Source organism: Dokdonia pacifica, from assembly GCF_900188275.1.
Lineage (GTDB): Bacteria > Bacteroidota > Bacteroidia > Flavobacteriales > Flavobacteriaceae > Dokdonia > Dokdonia pacifica.
This window is the reverse complement of record NZ_FZNY01000005.1, coordinates 242809-261680: the sequence shown is the minus strand read 5'-3', so window position 1 is coordinate 261680 and position 18872 is coordinate 242809. Positions and strand designations below refer to the sequence as shown.

Genomic DNA, 18872 nt, shown 5'->3' with positions numbered 1-18872 from the left:
TATAACTGTTACAGTTGAATGGGTATATACATAAAAAAGGCACCCTTATGAGTGCCTTTTTTCTAGATGTATTGGGTTGTTTATTTTATTGCTTTCGCGAAAGCGTCCTCACCACCCACCACTGGGAGAGAAAGTGTCGTTCCTTTAAGATCTAATGTAAGCTCTGTACCTGGTTTTGGGTGTAAAGTAAACTCATTATCACTAGAGAAAACCATCAATCCTATTTGCTGTCCTTTAGGAATCACCTGATCGTCTGGCATGAGATCAAAAGTGACATCGTAAAAAGTCTTTGCAACTAAAGGCTCTCCTTGACGTATCGAGCTATGATTTTGAGGATCTGCCCATCCGCGTGTAATAATGTTATCAGTAATCTTTATTTTATCACCTTCATTCCAAGGTAACGATACTAGCCATACAGATAAGTTTGCTGCAGGTTTACTACTCGCGATACGTATGGTTACTTTTGGCACACCTGAAATATGTACATCTTGAGTTAACTCTGGTGTTACATATAATAAACGATGTTTTGAATCTTCTGCTTGCGCATGATCTGCCCCTTTTATGGTATAGTCATCTTTGAATGACGCGGGTACTTCATTAGTATTTTCAGATGTACTCAAAAGTCCTTTTCTGGAATCATCTTTACTTGGGAATAAGGTAACATTTGATGCTTCAGGATTTGGATAATCTTCATAGGAAGTAGGTTGATCTCTTTTATCATCTTCACGTACAATCCAAGAACGAGCATCCTTTTCTACACTATTTTCAATACCATGTAAATATCGTGTAAACCATCTGTTACGCATTTTTAAAGGTGGCGGACCTCCATGGCCATTTTGGTGATAAAAAATCTGAGATGGAATGCCTTGTGCTTTAGCTTGTGCATAAATACGGTAACTATGTTCTGGCATTACGTTCCAATCGTTAAAACCATGTGACATCAGTAAAGCTGCTTTCATAGGTTTCATTTGAGTAAGGTAATCCCTACCTGCCCAGAAGTCATTAAAATCTCCTGTTACACGATCCATACCGTTTTTCATTTCAGTATCTCGTACTGTTTTATTATTGTAAGGACGTTTTGCTTCGTCTCCGCTATGTATAAAGTCATAGAGTACATCAATATCTTCACCTAGGTACCCGCCAGGAGAACGCACGAGCCCGTTAGAGCGATAATAGTGATAGTAAGATGTGTTTGGTGCAATAGGAATAATTGCTTCTAATCCTTCTACACCAGTAGTTGCAGCAGCAAGTGGTATAGTACCATTATAAGATGTTCCAGTCATTCCTACTTTTCCAGTAGACCAAAAGGCTTCTACCGTTTCTGTACCATCTGGAGATGTATATCCTTTTCTTTTTCCTGTTAGCCATTCTATAACCGCTTTTGGAGCTAAAGATTCATTAGGACCCCCTACGGTAGGAGCTCCTTGTGAAAGCCCAGTTCCTGGAGAAGAAGAGTGTACTACAATATACCCTCTTGGTACCCATGTTTTGATATGAGAATTAGAAATAATAGGGCGTTCTCCAGTACGTTTTGCTTCTGGATGTAAACGCTCTTCTGCAGTTTCGCCAATTTCATGCTCTACATTCCAATTTGGTGTATCTGCGGCAACTCCTGCAAAGTATGGGCTGCTCACATAAATAACAGGAAGCTTTAAACCTTCTGTATCGGTTTGTTGAGGTCGTGTAACAGCGACATGCATGCGATCCATTTTGTCATCACCGTCTGTATTAAAATCGGTTTCAACCCATAGGTCATGACGTATCCAACTATCAGAATCTTCAAAGGCAGGGACTATTTGTGCTTCTCCATTTTCAAATATTGGAGTGGTTTTGGGCCCTTTATCTTGAGCACAAGAAATTATACAACTTGCCATTACAATAGCAAGTAGCGATAAGATACTATATCTTTTCATAGGAATGGTTTAGAATTAAAATGATGGATAGAAAGATACGGATATTCTAAAGTATTTATGTTAAAAATATGTTGTCCTATGTACTTATCTATACAGCTTGTAAAATTTAAAAGGCTTTGGCCATTCTTCTCTAGGTTTAAATGCAATAGCAACTTCCTTATGATCTAATGCAGATTCTGTAAGTACTACGTGATTTTCAAATTCTTTTGCTTTTTGAAATTCTTTGTCATTTACTTTACAGACAACCTTATAAAATGTACTAGATATCCATGTTTGCATATCAGTATCTTCTTTATACTTTAGATAGGTAGCAAGAGCAGCATGGGCAGCTGCTAGTATAGCAAAACCTTCAGGAATATCATCTTTAATAAGAATATACATTTTCATTATAAAGTTGTTTTTAGCTTATATAAAGGATTATACATTTAATTCAGCATCATACGTTTCATCTAGACGTTCTACATCAATCGCAATCTTGTCACTTTCAAAAGTAACGAGATATACAAATTTTTGCCCCCATTTAATTTCAGCAGGTTTATAAGAAGTGCGCGAATAGACTGTTTGTGAAAAGGATTCATCAAAGGCTTTAAGGGTTACTATAAATTCTGCATCCTTTTCTTCAAGATCTTCAGGAGTAAATTCATATAAAGGACTCTTATTGCTTATAGGATGTACCACTGTCCATACAGAAGGTAAAAACACTACTTTAGAACGTTCTAAATCTAGACTAAAGAAATCTCTTAAATCTGAGTTTTCTCTTTTTAGCGAGAGCGATACTTTAACTTCAACTTCTAGTAATTGGTTCTCCTTTACATTTACCACTCTAAACATAAAACCATTAATATCTCTATAAGGAGCCATTACTCCATGGTCGCTATATTTTACAGTAGCCTTTGGTTTTGAAAAACGACCATATAGCATTCCTGTTGCTAGTGCAAATGTGAGTAACCCTAACATAGACTCAGTGGCAGCTACGATATTTGCCATAAGACCTACAGGCGCTACACGTCCATATCCTAGTGTCGTAATGGTTTGAGCACTAAAGAAAAATGCCTCCATAAATTGCTCCATAGGAGCATCTATTTTTTTCATTCCTGTAAGGTGCTCTACACCTATAAGCATATAAATAGATGCAAATAAGGTGTTTATGACAAAATAACCTATAAGAATAAGCCCTAGAAACCGAGGCCAAGGCATGGAGACTAGGGAATGAAAAAAATTAATTCGTTCTAAAAAAGGAACATTTGTTTTCCGAACATTAAAAGTTCCATCTTTATTTAAGGTACGATATACTCCAGAAGTTTCTTTTACACCTAATCCAAGATCATTGTATTTTTTCTTGGTATATTTTTCTTTGGTCTTTTCAGAACTCATGTGTTGATTTTATTTATAGTATGAAGGTATAAAAAGTATGTAACATTGTATTTAGAAATAATCAAATTAATCCTCGGATAAGAGGCTTTTTTAAAGATTTGATTTTTTTTAAACAAATTATGCTCATGCTAGAAGAAGTTGTTGTAAAACCATCTTTGTTGTAAGTATATTTCTTACAAACAACAACACCATTAACCCTTGTTTTGTAGGTAATTAGAATAATTTGTTAAAAAAATAAAACATCTAGAGTGCTTTTTGTCGTTGATTTTGTGTATTTTGCGGAAATTAAACAAATTTTTTTCTTAAAAGCCCCTCAAAAATGAAAAAAAAATTATACGTCTTAGGACTGGTTTTGTTGTGCAATTCAATTATTGCTCAACAAAGACCTAAAGGAAGTATTCCTTCTACCCAACAAAGAGTTTCAATACCAATTAATACGGTAAGTAGTACTGATCTAACTAAAGAAAACCCTCGTGATGTACGTGATTTTCTTTCTTTACTAGTACAAGATCAAAAACTTACAGATCAAGATGCCGATTACGTAGTCACAAGTGAACACGTAAGTCGCATTAGTGGTGTTCATCATATCTATTATAGACAAGCAATTAATGGAATTGAAATACAAGGAACCGAATCTAGTATACACATTGCTAGTGATGGAACATTTGTAAAAGAAAACACAAACGTTATTTCTGGTGTACATACACAAGTAAAGAGTAGTGGAGCTTCGCTTTCTGCCTCAGATGCAATACAAGCAATTGCAAATCAAATGAATTATGGGAACGTTACAAATCTTACAGAAATAACTTCAAAAAGTACGGATCACTCTAAACTTTTTAGTAAAGGAGGAATCTCAGGAGTAGAAATCCCAGCAAAACAAATGTATTACTTAGTTCCTAATGATGGGATTAGAATGATATGGGAGATCTCTATTCAAGAATTGAATTCTTCAGACTGGTGGAATTTTAGAGTAGATGCCAGTACAGGAACTATTATTGACAAATATAACTTTACGCAATCCTGTAATATGGATCATGCACATAATGAGCATACACATAATGCTTTTAAAGAAGAGATTTGTGAAGAAGAAACATATGCTTCAACTACAAAAGCGATGGAAATTTCAGAAGAAGAAGCTTTTGTAGGTTCGTATTTAGTATATCCAGTTTCTATAGAAAGTCCTTATTATGGAGATAGAGTATTAGTAGCAGATCCTGAAGACCCAACAGCATCTCCTTTTGGATGGCACGATACTGATGGAGTAGTAGGATCAGAATTTACAACAACTAGAGGAAATAATATTGATTCTCACTTGGATTTAAATGCTGATAATAATGTCGATGCAAACTCTCGAGCTGATGGTGGAGCTGGACTCAATTTTAGCTTTGCTTTTGATGATACCGTTTTTGACGCTGGATCAGGAAGAACCATACCTAGATACTCTGCAGCAGACCCATCTTTAGATGCTGCTGTGACAAATGTATTTTATTGGTCAAATATTATTCATGACATTACCTATCAATATGGATTTGATGAAGCAAGTGGTAACTTTCAAGAAAACAACTATGGTAATGGAGGCGCTGGAGGTGATAGTGTCATAGGAGATAATCAAGATGGATCGGGAACTTGTAATGCAAATTTTGGAACACCACCCGATGGAAGTGCTCCGAGAATGCAAATGTTTGTTTGCGGAAATCAAGATGGTGCCTATGATAATTTAGTAATTGTTCATGAATATGCTCATGGTATTTCTACACGTCTTACAGGTGGAGCTGCTAATTCTGGAGCTTTAAATAATCAAGAGCAGCAAGGAGAAGGATGGAGTGATTATTATGGATATATGTATACCATGAATAGTAGTAATGCGACAGGGACTAGAGGCGTAGGTACGTTTCTTGTAGGAGAAGGAATCAATGGTGATGGAATTCGTTCATTTCCTTATAGTGACGATATGGGTGTAAATCCTCAAACTTATCAGAGCTTAATTAATCTAGGAAATGGAGGTGGAGTGGCACCACATGCTGTAGGTGAAATATGGGGAACTATGCTGTATGACTTAACACAAGCACTTATTGCTGAATATGGATTTGATCCTGATTTATATAACGGAACAGGAGGTAATAATATATCATTAGCTTTAGTTACAGAAGGACTTAAATTACAACCTGCAAGTCCAGGATTTGTAGATAGTCGTGATGCAATATTGTTGGCAGATCAATTAATCTATAATGGAAATAATCAATGCCTTATCTGGGAAACATTTGCTGCTAGAGGATTAGGATTTAATGCTACACAAGGATCTTCTAATCTTAGAGCTGATGGTACAGCTGGTTTTCTTGTGCCACCAATAACATTAGATGTATCTACCAGTGATTTATGTAGAATAAACGGACAAGAAACGTTATCCGGAGGTTTAGTTGGAGGCGGTACTTATAGTGGTCCAGGTGTAATAGATGACGGTAATGGAGCGACATTTACGTTTGACCCAGAAGTAGCTGGAGTAGGCGTTCATACTATTACGTATACTGCTATAGATTGTAATGGTGTTATGGGATCAGATACAGACACTATAACAGTTACAGAGGTATTACCAGAATTAAATCCATGTCTGAATACTACTATAGCCTTAGGAGCAGATGGAACAGCATTATTTGATCCTTCAGCACCTACAAATGTGACTATAGTCGGAGGTAATAATGGAAGTAATGCGCAAGGTGATTCTGTTTTTGCAATTACAATTACAGAAGATGTTACCATAACTTTTGATTGGGATTATACGACTGCAGATGATCCAGGATTTGATAGTTTTGGATATGTAATAGATGATCTAGCAACTTACACACAATTAACTAGTGATGCTATAGCAGCGCAAAGCGGATCTTCTAGTGTATCGTTAACTGCTGGTCAAATATTTGGATTTACAGTTCGAACAGATGATAATGGATTTGGAGCAGCTACGGCTGTTATTACAAATGTAATGCCTACTTTTTCTGGAGCTCTTGATCAAAGCAATTGGCAAGAATTACTATTTACATCCGATGGTTCTGCTACTTTTGGAGGAAGACCCGTTAGTTTGTTAAATAGTTGTGGGACTATCGAAACTTCTTTAAGTAAAAGCGTGTTTACCTGTTTGGATATAGGAACTAATATGGTTACTGTAACGGTAACAGATAGTGATGGAAATACAGACACCTGTACTACGCAAGTAACAGTTACAGGAAGTGCACTAAATACAACTACATTTACTGCAGGAAGCTGGGATAATAATGCTCCTACAGGAACTTCTATGGCTATTATTGATGATACGTATGATACCGCTGTATTGGGTGATATTAATGCATGTTCGTGTCAGATTAATGCTACAGAAACTGTAACAGTCAGAGCAGGAGATTTTATGAATATAGCAGGAAATATTACTGTAAATGGAACATTGATTGTAGAAAATGAAGGAAGCGTAGTGCAAATAGATGAAAATGCACAAACTATTAATAACGGAAGCATTAGCGTAGCTAAAATAACACCTACCATAGACGATCGTAATTTTGTAGCGATGAGTAGCCCAGTAAGCGCAGAAGCTAGAGATCGAGTTTATGGAAACTCAAGAGCAGTATTTAGTATCATCCCAAGTAATTTTGTGCCTTACGCTATAGACTTAGTAGCATTCCCAGAGTTTGCAGATGCAGAAAATTTCTTAGATGATGATAATGATTACTTATTGCCAGTTACAGGTAGTACAGCGTTACCAGCCGCAGGTATTGGACAACTTGTATTTCCACAACCAGCACCTAATGTAGGAGATGGATCGTACACGCTCACCTATACGCAAGATGGAATGAATCCGGGGACATTAAATTCAGGAACCATCACAGTTCCTATCAATTATAACGGTCCGGCGACTATAAATAACTATAATATTTTAGGAAATCCATATGCCTCAGCTATAGATGTCACTGCATTTATCAATGCAAATGATGCCGTAAGCGCTGTGTATTATTGGGATCATCTTACAAACCCTACATCAGATTTACCAGGAGCAGGTACGAGTAACTTCTCTATGAATGATATTTCTGTCCGTAATGCCCTTATGGGCGTAGCTGCTGTAAATGGAGGCGCCCCTCCTAGTCAATTTATGGCTTCAGGTCAAGGATTTGGAATAAAAGCAGAACAAGCTGAAATGATTAATAATACCCCTGTTGTATTTACCAATACCATGCGTGTTACAGGAAATAATGATGGATTTAGAAGTAACGAATCTGAAGAACCTGTTTCATTCGAAAAACTATGGCTTAATCTTACCACAAGTGCATATGAAGAAGCCATATCGCAAACAGGTGTTGGATTTACAGAACTAGCCACTGCTGGATATGATGCGGGATATGATACAAAAAGATTAGGGACGTTCTTGTCATTATTTACAAACCTTGATGGCGAATATCTAGCGATTCAAGGGCGTGAAGCTTTTGATAATGAAATGGAAATACCTGTAGGTTTCTCTACTACTGTAGAAGAAGAAGCTACGTATACCATTAGTATAGAACGTTTTGAAGGGATACATCTTGAAACAGCACCAGTGTACCTTGTTGATAATGTTTTGAATACGGTGACAAATCTTAAGGAAACTCCTTATAACTTTACCGCGATAAAAGGAATTCAACCAGATCGATTTATAATAGTATTTAAAGAAAGAGACCTTCTAAATACAGATGATGAAACTGTACAAGAAAATGAAATTACTCTTTTTCCTAATCCTACGTCTCATATAGTTACGTTGGGATATATTGGAAATAAACAATTACAAGAAATGATTATTTCAAATACGAATGGACAATTAGTCCAGAAAGTAGCTCTAAGAGACTTTAATGAAACGAAACAATTAGATATACAAAAGCTTTCTACCGGCATTTATTTTATGCAGATTGTTTTTGAAGATCAAGTCATTGTAAAAAAACTTATTGTTAATTAACATCATAGGTTTTACATAAAATATAGAGAGGTTGCTTTTTAGTAGCCTCTTTTTTTATGCGCTTTCGCGAAAGCGTATAAAACACGGTGTAAAAAAGGTTAAAACCTATAGGAACCTGTTGATCTATCGAAAAAAAATAAAACCGCAATAACTCATAAGTATTTTTGAGATATCAATTTTTAAAACGAATCTTTATGAGAATGCCTTTTTCAGAATTTGTCACCAGTGGTGATTTAAAATTTATTATAGTCTTTATCATTTTTAGTGGATGGGCTATCGTTCACTTTTTTAAAAAACTAAGCCTGCGAAAGCAAGAAGTAACTATAGATCTATTACAGTATCATAATACCAAAATAAATAATGCGGCATTTTGGATTTTGATACTTAGCATATTGTCTCTATTACTAGGGCTGATGCATAGTTTTTATTTTATAGGAAAAACAGGTGGAATAGCCCCCAATCTCATTTTTCAAGGTGTTTCTTATGCATTAATAACTCCTGTTTTAGGATTATGCCTCTTTATATGCTGTAAAACACTAAAAGGAATCTTCAATGAAATCTCCTCTAAATAATGCCAAGATGAAAATACTATATACATTATTCTTAATACTAAGCATTAGCGGTGTAAGTAATGCGCAATCTAAGGTATCTAAAGCCGATAGTTTGCGACATGCAGGGAAGTTAATAGAAGCAATAAAATCGTATACAAAAGATTATAATATGACTAAGGATAAGAAGGTGGGGTATAAGCTTGCATCTACGTATGCGCTGATCTTTCAAAAAGATAGTGCCTTTCATTATCTCAATCTCTCTTTAAAAAATGACACCTCTTTATGGCCTTTGGCAGACACCAATTTATTTGCCTTAATTGATGACCCTCGTTGGTCTTCAATAGAAGAAAGTCAGTTGCATAAATATCAACAGGATCAAGGCGTTTTAAAACAACCTGAATACGCTAGACAGTTACTACAACTTATTATAAAAGATCAAGCATTGGATTATTATATAGATCAAGCAAAATCTCATTTCATGAAAGAAGGAAGCCCTCCTCAATGGTATTATCCTATAGGGGCTTATAAACAAGAAATCGTAAAAGAAAATTATGAGACGATGCTTCAATTATTAGATGCGAATGGTTGGCCAACATATACTAATGTAGGGAAATTAGCAGCAGATGCTCCTCTATTAGTGATTAATCATCATGAAGATGACGCAGTTAGAAAGAAATACTTAGAAAAAATAAAACAATCCTGTTTAGATGGGGAAGGGAGTTGTATGGAATATGCTAAGATTCAGGATCGTATACTGGTAAATGAGAATCAACCACAAATTTATGGAATGCAATTTAGGTATAATGAAGCGCGTACTTTAGAACCTTTTCCTATTATAGATCCCGAATATGTAGACCAGCGTAGAACTGCCATAGGCTTAGAACCTTTAGCGGTATATCTAAAAAGAAAAATTAATTATGAATGGACCGTAGTTCAAAAGTAGAAAATGATTTGTTCTATAGAGTAGTTCTTAAGAAAACATAGGTGTAAAATACGTATGTTTTTTAGTATTAATCTTCAGGTAACGCGTCAAATTCTCTTCGCTTACTTTCAAACCATGCTTGCATAGATTCAGGAGAACTCATAAGGGCTTTCATATCATCCATTGCTTTTAAATGTGCTTCATCTTGTGCTTCAAACATTGCAGTACCATGTTGTTTACTCATAGCTGCAATTTCCTCAAATGTATTAGCCTGAAAAGTCATATCGCACGCACCCCCTAATTGTTTGCATGTCATTGTCTTCATATGGATGGTTGTTTTTTGATGAATCATTACTAAAGAAATTAGTTATTCTCTATGAGAATTTACATTTGTACAACAATCGTATTAGCTGCTATATCCCCGATACGTTTATTCATTTTGTTATTTGCAGCAACTATAAATCCTATTAAGAGTACATAATCTATAAACCCTAATATGTAACGTGTTAAAGAAGCTGTTATATCAATAGATTGGTAATGATTTGTAAGTACTTTTATATTTAATATTCGTTTGCCTATGGTTTGTCCCCAAATACCTTCACTAATAGGCCATAGGAGAAACCCTAGAAGCATCATCACATAAATGGGAGTTCCTCCTTTAAGCATAAAACCAATTTCGTTTATAGGTTCGCCTAAAAAGTAGCCTAAAGTAATGCCTATTATAGCGTAAATAAAAAGATCAATTATAAAAGCAATGATCCGTGTTCTTTTTTGAGCAATCTGAAATGTGTTTTCAAATGAATACTCTATAACATTATTTTGCATAATATATAGTTCGTTAGTTGGGGATTAACAATATATAAGTGACAAAATTAAATCAAATGTTACGAATCTATTAGGGTTAAATGCCCCTTTAATTCCTCATAATTTGCAATTTTTTGGGTGATTCCCCCCTTTTTTACAAGATTTTTAACTTGATCTGGTAATTCTTTATACTTCCCAACTATAGGTTCAATTGCAGGTAAAAACTTAACAGGATGTGCTGTTTCTAAAAACACACCATAAGCTTCTGTATCTCCTTTTAAGTACTCTTTTAATCCTAGATACCCTACCGCTCCATGAGGATCTAAAATGTATTTACAATTTTCATAGACATCCCTTACAGTTGCACGCGTTACTTGATCACAGTAAGAATATGAAGTTAGCTTTCGCGAAAGCGTACTCAAATCATTTTCAAATAATTGTAATACACGCACAAAATTACTTGGATCACTCACATCCATTGCATTGCTAATAGTAGGAACCGTTAGAGTAGGAGCATACACGCCTGACTGCATAAAGCGAGGGATGGTTGTATTGCTATTTACAGCAGCAACAAATTGCTGTACCGGCATCCCCATATGATGTGCCATCATTCCTGCACAGATATTCCCGAAATTCCCACTCGGAACCGAAAAAACCAATGGTTTTCCTTTCTTTTTTAGCTCTTTATACGCAAATAGATAATACAATAATTGGGGTAGCCATCTTGCCACATTAATACTATTGGCAGAGGTAAGCTGGCGTTTGTTTGTAATCTCCTGATCTAGAAATGCACGTTTTACCATGGCTTGGCAATCATCAAATGTACCTGCAACTTCAAAAGCAGTGATGTTTTCACCCAATGTTGTTAATTGTTTTTCTTGAATATCACTTACTTTTCCAGAGGGATAGAGAATCATTACTTTAATACCGGGCACTTTATAAAACCCTCTTGCAACGGCACCTCCCGTATCTCCGCTAGTGGCTACCAGTACCGTAACTTCTTCTTTTTGATTGCGTTGTTTTAAAAAATATCCTAGACAACGTGCCATAAACCGAGCTCCTACATCTTTAAATGCCATGGTGGGACCATGAAATAACTCTAAAGTTGCCACTTGATCTTCAAGTTCAATAATCGGGAAATCAAAAGACAATACATCTGTCACAATTTCTAGCAAGGAAGCATCATCTATAGTATCACCCACAAAGGGTTTCATGGCTGTGCATGCGATTTCTTCTTTAGATAGATGTTCTATAGTATCCCAAAAGGATGCTGGTAATCGCGGAATTTCTTCAGGAAAATACAATCCTTTATCCGGTGCAATGCCTCGTATCACTGCTTCATCAAAAGTGACATTAGGGGCTTGTTTGTTTAAACTGTAGTAGTTCATAGTTGTTATTGTATTACCTGACATCCAGTACCGCTTATTTGACTGGAGTAGGTATCTACTTTTAAATGTTGTTGTTTATAATAAGCTTTACTTGCCATTAAATAGCTTTCTATATTCGCTTTCGCGAAAGCGAACGCAAAAAGACTAGGGCCACTTCCAGAAATACCAAACGCCATACATCCATGTTCTTTGGACAGTGTTTTTATCGTATCAAAATGTGGAATCAATTGCTTGCGATGAGGTTCTACTAATACATCTTGTACACTTTCTATAAATAACTGTTTGTCCCATTCATACAGACTCGCAACAAAACCAGCAAGGCGTTGTGCTTGTGTAATTGCATCTTTTAGCGGTACCTCTTTTGGGAGAATAGCGCGTGCATCTTTGGTGGCAATTTTAATATGTGGGTGTAAAATTCCGACATATACCGTTTCCATAGGAGGGAGCGAGATCACTCGTAAAGGATCATATCCTGTAATGAGCGTAGTACCTCCATAAATACATGGGGCTACATTATCAGCATGTTCATTACCACTGGCTAAGGCTTCTCCTTTCATGGCGTATCGAGTCAGTTCTAAATTGGATATTGGATGATCTAGTAATTGGTTAATTCCAAAAACGGCTCCTGCAGCACTAGCTGCACTACTACCAATACCGCTTCCTGATCGTATGTTCTTATGTATTTCTATTTCGACACCAAAATCTGCTTGAATCCCCTGAAGCATAGCATTGCCTGCAACGCCAGCGACATTGTTATGTGCTTCCATAGGTAATTCTTCTCCAGTAATCACAGTAATAGTAACTCCTGGAGTGGATACTTTACGAAACACCATCTTATCACCAATACCCTCTAGTGCAAAACCTAACGTATCAAATCCACAGTTTACATTGGCAACAGTTGCGGGACAAAATATCTTAATTTCATCTCCGCGAAGGCGGAGATCTTTTTCCTGTTCTTTCCTTCCCATGTTTAATATTGTCTTAGTCTTATAATATCTGAAAATAAACCACTAGCGGTTACGTCACCACCAGCACCAGCACCTTTGATAATTAATGGCTGATCTGGATATCGTTCCGTATAGAAAAGTACAATATTATCTTTACCTTCTAATTGATAAAACGGACTTTCTTCTGACACCGATTGTAAACCTACACTTGCTTTATCACCTTCTAACTGTGCTACATATTTTAAACGATGCCCTTTTGCAGTAGCATCACTCACTAAGGTTTCAAAATGAGAGGCATCTTCTTTTAAGGTTTCAAAAAAATGAGAAACATCAGTGCTTTCTAAATTATTCTGTGTTAAGAAAGGAGTGTTAGTAATGTCTTCAAGTTCTAGTTGCAATCCCGCTTCTCTAGCAAGAATGAGTATTTTTCGAGCCACATCTACACCACTTAAATCTATACGCGGATCGGGTTCTGTATAGCCTTCTGCTTTTGCTTGTTGTACCACATCATGAAAGCTACTTCCTGAGGTGAAATTATTAAACACAAAATTGAGACTACCAGAAAGTACTGCCTGAATCTTAGTAATACGATCACCCGATGCGATGAGATTTTTGAGCGTATCTATAATAGGAAGTCCAGCGCCTACATTGGTTTCAAACATGAATGAGGCATTGTATTTTTTACTTAAACGTTTCAACTCACTATAATTTTCCATAGTACTGGCACAAGCAATTTTATTACACGCAACGACTGCAATACTATGGCGTAAATACTGGGCATAACTCATCGCTACTTCCTCATTTGCGGTAACATCTACAAATACTGAGTTGCGTATGTTGAGGCTTTGTACGCTTTCGCGAAAGCGTATACCATCTGCTTTTTCGCCTGCGGCAAGTAGTGCTTGCCATTTGGAAAGGTCTATTCCTTCTTCTTCGAAAACCATGGTTCTACTATTCGAAATTCCGATCACACGGAGATTTAATTTGAGATTTTCTAAGAGGTATTGTTGCTGTTGCTCAATTTGTGCCATCAATCGTCCGCCTACATTTCCAACGCCCATAATAAATAAGTTGAGTTGCTGGCGTTGATCTTCAAAGAAACGTTCGTGTAAACTATTAAGTGCTTTCTTTACATCTTTAGAAGCAATCACTGCCGAGATATTTTTTTCACTAGCTCCTTGTGCAATAGCTCTAATATTGACGTTATTTTTACCTAGTGTACTAAACATTTTACCAGAAATACCTTGATGGCTTTTCATACGTTCTCCTACCAATGCAATAATGGAAAGGTCTTGTTCTACAATGACAGGATCTATTTTATGGATTGCTATCTCATAGGCAAAGGTGGTTTCTATGGCTTCTTTAGCCTGTTGCGCATCTTCTTGTGCGACACCAATACAAATGCTATGTTCACTAGAGGCTTGTGTAATTAGAATAATATTGACATCTACCGCAGATAAGGTTTCAAAAAGTCGTTTTGACGTTCCTGAAATACCAATCATTCCTGCACCTTCTAGCGTCAATAAGGCAATATCACTAATGTGACTGATACCTTTTATGGGATTGTTTTTTCCATTGGCTTCATTAGAAATGCAAGTTCCTATTGCTTCTGGATCAAAGGTGTTTTTAATATATAAAGGAATATTTTCCTGCATCACAGGTGCGATCGTAGGAGGATAGAGAACTTTGGCACCAAAATGCGATAACTCCATGGCTTCATGATAAGAGATATGCGCAATAGGTTGTGCTTGCTTTACGAGTTTTGGATTGGCACTATACATACCGCTTACATCGGTCCATATTTCGAGAGCATCTACTTTTAGAGCGGCTGCAATAATAGCCGCTGTAAAGTCTGATCCGCCGCGACCTAAAGTGCTTGTTTCTCCCGTTTCAGAGCGTGCAATAAAACCAGGTAATACGGTAATAGCTGTTTGTACATCTTTAAAATATGCTTGTATAGTTGTATGTGTTTGTTCATAATATACAGAGGCTTTGGTATGCTTTGTATCTGTTAGAATCAAATCACGCGTATCTTTATGTTGAGCTGGAATGTTTTGTTCCTGAAAAGCCGCTGTTATCAAGACAGAAGAGGTACGTTCTCCAAAAGAAGTAAGTTTATCAATGGTTTTTGGAGATAACTCATGAATCAAGAAAATACCCTGTAATAAGGCTTCTAGGTCGTTCATGAGTATTTCTACTTGGGTATATGTCTCTTTGCTTTGCGTAAGTGCTTTTGTATACGTGAGATGGGTTTCTTTTATTTCTTCAAATAATGAGATATATGCCGTGTCATTTTTAGAAGCTAAATGACCCGCTTGTAATAATTTATTGGTAATACCACCAACAGCTGAGACCACAACAGCTACATTTTCTTTTTGAGCTCTTGCATTAACAACGGCGATGACTTTTTGTATGTTTTCAGGACTTCCAACGGAAGTTCCTCCAAATTTGAGTATTCTCATGATAGCGCCCTAATGATGGGTGTTTTTATATCAATGATGCTTGATAGTTTAGTGTATGATGTATTATTTGATTGTGATACCGATAAACGGGTATAGGAATGGATGATATGTAATGACTATAACCCCATAGGGGTAATTGTACCAAATGTAGAAATGGTAATCGTAGAAATAAATATGTATGCTGATGTCCTCATATACATTACAATAGTTAAATGTACTCTTTTTACCTTAGTGCACAAGTGCAACTACTGATTTTTATGGAATTAAAAATAATACCCTCTTATTTTGTGAGATATGTAAATGAAGGCAGGTTTTATTACACTTTTTAAAATATTGCTACATTACTAGTGTAAATAAAGTTTACAAATACTTTTGAAGATGTTCTTTAAAATAGGTAGCGCTATCGGTGGCACTTTGAATAGAGTTTTGTGCAAAATTACCGCCTTGTTCTATGTAATAGTATTCTAGTCCTGAGGCAATAGGATCAGGTAATAATGTGGTATAATCTATAGAACCATTTCCTAGTTCCGTGTAATCTCTGGTTTTTGTATCCATATCTTTGATATGCCACATGACGTAACGTCCAGGTTGTTTTTGAATGAGTTCTTTGGGTGTATACTTTGAAGAATGCATCACCCAATACATATCCATTTGTAGTTTTACTAGCGCGGCATCTGTTTCGGAAAGGATGATGTCATATCCATTTTGTCCATTGTGATCGTCAAATTCATAGCCATGATTATGATATGCAAAACCTAATCCAGCAGCTTTTACTTGCTCTCCAATGATGTTTAGTTTTTTAGACATGATTTTAAAGTTGTCTAGTGTACGTTGCTCTGGAGCAATCCATGGCCATGTGATATAGGCACTGTTTAAGGTGTCAGCTCCTTGAATGCATTGATCTACAAAACGAATTAATATATCTTCTGGTGCATTCAAAAATCCTGAAAATCCATAATGACCGCTAGATACGGTGAGTCCTAAGTCATCTAAGATCATTTTAAAATCGGCGGCGGTATATCCATAATACATTCCTTTTTCTGCATCAAAACCATAGATTTCAAAATCTTGATAGCCTAATTTTTTAAGAAGTTTTAAAGTGCCAATAGGGTCTTTTGTCATCTCATCTCTAATAGAGAATAACTGATATCCTAATTTGTAGTTGGTAGTGGGTTGCATATGTAGACAAGATATAGGGAGGAGGGAAGCAGCTCCTAGGATTCCCATAGACTCAATAAATGTTCTTCTGTTCATGGGTATGAAGATAGGAATATGTATTCAGAATTTTATGATGTTAATACATTGTATTTGGATTGGCTGATTGTTTTGGGATTTGCTGGATAGCATCCCAATGCTCACAGATTTTTCCATTTGTATCAAATCTAAAAAAATCCATGGTTACATATTGATCATTTCCAGGCCATGTCTGATGGGTATGTAAAGCAACGAGATCACCTTGGGCGATACAGCGCACAAACGCAATAGACTTATCAGGATATTCTTGTTGCATGCGTTCAAAATAGGCTATAAACCCTTTGGTGCCATCAGCTACGTCAGGATTATGTTGGATATATTCTTTTCCAATATATTGATTTACCGCTTCTTTTGGATTGCCTTCATACGCCATTTTGTAAAAAGCAATGGCGTTTTGTTTGTTTTGTTCTAGGTTCATAGTTAGTATTCTTTTTGATTTGCTATTTTTTCTTTGATCTCTATAATTTTTGTAGCTAATGTTTTTTGGCTTACAGATCGTTTGGGATTATATCGTCTTGGGTTTTGTAGCATCAGTATCATCGTAATCATTTCTTCTTCATTTAAAGTAGAAGGCTCTTTATCAAAATAATACTTTGATGCGTCCTTAATTCCTTTCGTATTAAATAAAAAATCAAAAGTGTTTATATATGCATTTAAACATGCTTTTTGAGAAACCTTTTTTTCTAATTTTTTAGTGTGAAAATAGATATCCAAAGAGTGTTGATGTCTAATGAATCCTTCTCTAGGAGAATAGGTTAGAAAGCTTAAACTTCTACAAGGACATCTCCGATCGTATTTTTCTCTTAGAGAATCATATAAGAGTCCGTTTATATTTGTAATAGGGTGTATTTGTTCATATAGATTTATAAAGTTTTCTGGGAGTGGTTCTGCTTTTTGTACTTCTAGAATGACATTTTCAAAGGTTTTTTGATCTAAATGCTTATTGAAGTCATATTTCAAGTATTGAAAAATAGAGAAAAAACCTATAAATAGAATGACAAGTAAGTAACATACTTTCTTAATATACTTCGTCAATTTACTTTTCATATTCCTAGAACGATTTCATTAATAACAAGTTGTTTTATTATGAATTATTTATGACTGAGTACGCTTTCGCGAAATCGAACTTGAGAGATTCACGACCAAATGGGAGAGCGCAGCGTTAAAGCGTATAAAGTTATTTTAGAATTTTAAATTCCCCCACAACTCATCACTCGCTTTTAGATACCTAGGATTTGCTAGTTCTTGGGTCCATTTTTCAGAAATGTATGGACTTACTTGAATGCGAGAATCTACTTGTTGGAAGGTGTCATTATTAATCCACATCATCTGCGAAGTCCAATCTGTATTGATATAACTAAAGGCTTTAATCACATCTTTATTGTCATTTATGGTTTTGAAAAATGGGAGAAACCATTGTTGCCACGCTCGTTTGGCGATGATATCTTTTTTGAGGTCGGTGTCAAAAAATAAGTTATCTGTTTGTAGGGTAGGACTGGCTTCTGCGATAAAAATTGGTTTGTTGTGTTTTCTAGCAAACGTAAGCATTTCGGTATCGGGATTACCAAAGTAGGAGTAGGCACACCAATCTACCAGATCATCTCCAGGATACCAATCTTCTAAGGCTTCTTGATCTGATCCCGTTCCTTTTGATTGCCATACAAACGCCACATTGTCTACACGCATTTTTCTGAAAATGTTATAAATACGCTCCCATGCTTTTAAATAATGTTTACGATTATAATGATTCCAATCATGCCCATCAAATTCATAGCCTATTCGTAAAAAGACAGGACGTTTACTTTCTCTTATCCAATTCCCTAAGGCTATGATATAGGAATCGTGTTTCCCGTTACCAACTTTCTTTTCGTGATTAACGATAGAGAGTCCTATGGAGATGATGGTATTTTTATAGGTAGTATTATCTAAGTAGCATTGCGCACAACAATCTCCAGCACCCCAATTGGCTTTGGTTTGTAAACCGTCAAGCCCTCTATTGTAATATCCAAATGATTCATCACTAGGGGAGATGTTGGTATAGATTGTAACTCCAGCGGGTGTGTCAAAAAAATCGGTGTATCCATTAGTGTAGGCATTGAGTCCGCCAGTGGCTTCTAGATCTTGACCTACAAACACCAAACAGCTTCCATCTGCTGGTTCAAACTTGGCAGGTGTTTGCGAATAACTTATCGTAGCGATGAGAGAAAAAATGCAAGTGTATAGACGTGTAAGATTCATTCCTTATAAATATATTAAAAAAGCGCATCATCATAGGGATGTGCGCTTTTTTAAAT

General features: G+C 36.0%; 15 protein-coding genes. 3 read left to right on the top strand and 12 right to left on the bottom strand.

The annotated features are described in order from the left end of the window. Positions 1 to 80: 80 nt before the first annotated feature. From CHB80_RS15855 to CHB80_RS15845, 3 genes are all read right to left on the bottom strand, one after another. The gene (locus CHB80_RS15855; RefSeq protein WP_089372481.1) at positions 81 to 1913 is read right to left on the bottom strand and encodes a Xaa-Pro dipeptidyl-peptidase; all 1833 of its coding nucleotides are present in this window, start codon (positions 1911 to 1913) and stop codon (positions 81 to 83) included. 84 nt (positions 1914 to 1997) lie between these two features. Further along, a complete protein-coding gene (locus tag CHB80_RS15850; RefSeq protein WP_089372480.1) occupies positions 1998 to 2300 on the bottom strand; it encodes a peptidyl-tRNA hydrolase in 303 nt (100 codons plus the stop codon). 30 nt (positions 2301 to 2330) lie between these two features. Beyond that, a complete protein-coding gene (locus CHB80_RS15845; RefSeq protein WP_089372479.1) occupies positions 2331 to 3287 on the bottom strand; it encodes an ion channel in 957 nt (318 codons plus the stop codon). 319 nt (positions 3288 to 3606) lie between these two features. Between CHB80_RS15845 and CHB80_RS15840 the strand changes: the two genes are divergently transcribed. From CHB80_RS15840 to CHB80_RS15830, 3 genes are all read left to right on the top strand, one after another. After that, a complete protein-coding gene (locus CHB80_RS15840) occupies positions 3607 to 8250 on the top strand; it encodes a M36 family metallopeptidase (RefSeq protein WP_089372478.1) in 4644 nt (1547 codons plus the stop codon). A gap of 194 nt (positions 8251 to 8444) precedes the next feature. Then, on the top strand, positions 8445 to 8822 hold the full coding sequence (locus tag CHB80_RS15835; RefSeq protein ID WP_089372477.1) for a hypothetical protein: 378 nt from the start codon (positions 8445 to 8447) through the stop codon (positions 8820 to 8822). Positions 8823 to 8829: 7 nt separating this feature from the next. Further along, positions 8830 to 9744 (top strand): DUF6624 domain-containing protein, encoded by a 915-nt coding sequence (locus CHB80_RS15830; RefSeq protein WP_143337158.1) that lies wholly within the window; start codon positions 8830 to 8832, stop codon positions 9742 to 9744. Between the two features lie 67 nt (positions 9745 to 9811). On the opposite strand, the gene CHB80_RS15825 is transcribed toward CHB80_RS15830, so the two are convergent. The 9 genes from CHB80_RS15825 to CHB80_RS15785 all read right to left on the bottom strand — a co-directional run bounded on the left by CHB80_RS15825 (position 9812) and on the right by CHB80_RS15785 (position 18816). Continuing rightward, positions 9812 to 10048, bottom strand: a complete 237-nt coding sequence (locus tag CHB80_RS15825) for a DUF1059 domain-containing protein (protein WP_089372475.1) — start codon at positions 10046 to 10048, stop codon at positions 9812 to 9814. 59 nt (positions 10049 to 10107) lie between these two features. Next, positions 10108 to 10548: an RDD family protein gene (locus tag CHB80_RS15820; RefSeq protein ID WP_089372474.1), complete on the bottom strand. Its 441-nt coding sequence runs from the start codon at positions 10546 to 10548 to the stop codon at positions 10108 to 10110. A 59-nt stretch (positions 10549 to 10607) separates the two neighbouring features. Next, a complete protein-coding gene (gene thrC, locus CHB80_RS15815) occupies positions 10608 to 11915 on the bottom strand; it encodes a threonine synthase (RefSeq protein WP_089372617.1) in 1308 nt (435 codons plus the stop codon). 5 nt (positions 11916 to 11920) lie between these two features. Further along, positions 11921 to 12883, bottom strand: coding sequence for a homoserine kinase (locus CHB80_RS15810; protein WP_089372473.1), 963 nt, complete (start codon positions 12881 to 12883; stop codon positions 11921 to 11923). 2 nt (positions 12884 to 12885) lie between these two features. Next, entirely contained in the window at positions 12886 to 15324 is a 2439-nt protein-coding gene (gene thrA / locus CHB80_RS15805) for a bifunctional aspartate kinase/homoserine dehydrogenase I (protein WP_089372472.1), read from the bottom strand. A gap of 360 nt (positions 15325 to 15684) precedes the next feature. Continuing rightward, entirely contained in the window at positions 15685 to 16578 is an 894-nt protein-coding gene (locus tag CHB80_RS15800) for a sugar phosphate isomerase/epimerase family protein (protein WP_089372471.1), read from the bottom strand. Between the two features lie 40 nt (positions 16579 to 16618). Then, positions 16619 to 16996 (bottom strand): nuclear transport factor 2 family protein, encoded by a 378-nt coding sequence (locus CHB80_RS15795; protein ID WP_089372470.1) that lies wholly within the window; start codon positions 16994 to 16996, stop codon positions 16619 to 16621. Positions 16997 to 16998: 2 nt separating this feature from the next. Next, the gene (locus CHB80_RS15790) at positions 16999 to 17625 is read right to left on the bottom strand and encodes a transglycosylase domain-containing protein (protein ID WP_089372469.1); all 627 of its coding nucleotides are present in this window, start codon (positions 17623 to 17625) and stop codon (positions 16999 to 17001) included. Between the two features lie 135 nt (positions 17626 to 17760). Continuing rightward, the gene (locus CHB80_RS15785; RefSeq protein ID WP_229746935.1) at positions 17761 to 18816 is read right to left on the bottom strand and encodes a glycoside hydrolase family 26 protein; all 1056 of its coding nucleotides are present in this window, start codon (positions 18814 to 18816) and stop codon (positions 17761 to 17763) included. Positions 18817 to 18872 lie beyond the last annotated feature (56 nt).

Excerpts from the sequence above, each read along its gene's own strand:
- CHB80_RS15820 (WP_089372474.1), bottom strand. The coding sequence starts at position 10,548 with ATGCAAAATAATGTTATAGAGTATTCATTTGAAAACACATTTCAGATT.
- CHB80_RS15835 (WP_089372477.1), top strand. The coding sequence starts at position 8,445 with ATGAGAATGCCTTTTTCAGAATTTGTCACCAGTGGTGATTTAAAATTT.
- CHB80_RS15800 (WP_089372471.1), bottom strand. The coding sequence starts at position 16,578 with ATGAACAGAAGAACATTTATTGAGTCTATGGGAATCCTAGGAGCTGCT.
- thrC (WP_089372617.1), bottom strand. The coding sequence starts at position 11,915 with ATGAACTACTACAGTTTAAACAAACAAGCCCCTAATGTCACTTTTGAT.
- CHB80_RS15825 (WP_089372475.1), bottom strand. The coding sequence starts at position 10,048 with ATGAAGACAATGACATGCAAACAATTAGGGGGTGCGTGCGATATGACT.
- CHB80_RS15855 (WP_089372481.1), bottom strand. The coding sequence starts at position 1,913 with ATGAAAAGATATAGTATCTTATCGCTACTTGCTATTGTAATGGCAAGT.
- CHB80_RS15830 (WP_143337158.1), top strand. The coding sequence starts at position 8,830 with ATGAAAATACTATATACATTATTCTTAATACTAAGCATTAGCGGTGTA.
- CHB80_RS15785 (WP_229746935.1), bottom strand. The coding sequence starts at position 18,816 with ATGAATCTTACACGTCTATACACTTGCATTTTTTCTCTCATCGCTACG.
- thrA (WP_089372472.1), bottom strand. The coding sequence starts at position 15,324 with ATGAGAATACTCAAATTTGGAGGAACTTCCGTTGGAAGTCCTGAAAAC.
- CHB80_RS15845 (WP_089372479.1), bottom strand. The coding sequence starts at position 3,287 with ATGAGTTCTGAAAAGACCAAAGAAAAATATACCAAGAAAAAATACAAT.
- CHB80_RS15840 (WP_089372478.1), top strand. The coding sequence starts at position 3,607 with ATGAAAAAAAAATTATACGTCTTAGGACTGGTTTTGTTGTGCAATTCA.
- CHB80_RS15850 (WP_089372480.1), bottom strand. The coding sequence starts at position 2,300 with ATGAAAATGTATATTCTTATTAAAGATGATATTCCTGAAGGTTTTGCT.
- CHB80_RS15790 (WP_089372469.1), bottom strand. The coding sequence starts at position 17,625 with ATGAAAAGTAAATTGACGAAGTATATTAAGAAAGTATGTTACTTACTT.
- CHB80_RS15810 (WP_089372473.1), bottom strand. The coding sequence starts at position 12,883 with ATGGGAAGGAAAGAACAGGAAAAAGATCTCCGCCTTCGCGGAGATGAA.
- CHB80_RS15795 (WP_089372470.1), bottom strand. The coding sequence starts at position 16,996 with ATGAACCTAGAACAAAACAAACAAAACGCCATTGCTTTTTACAAAATG.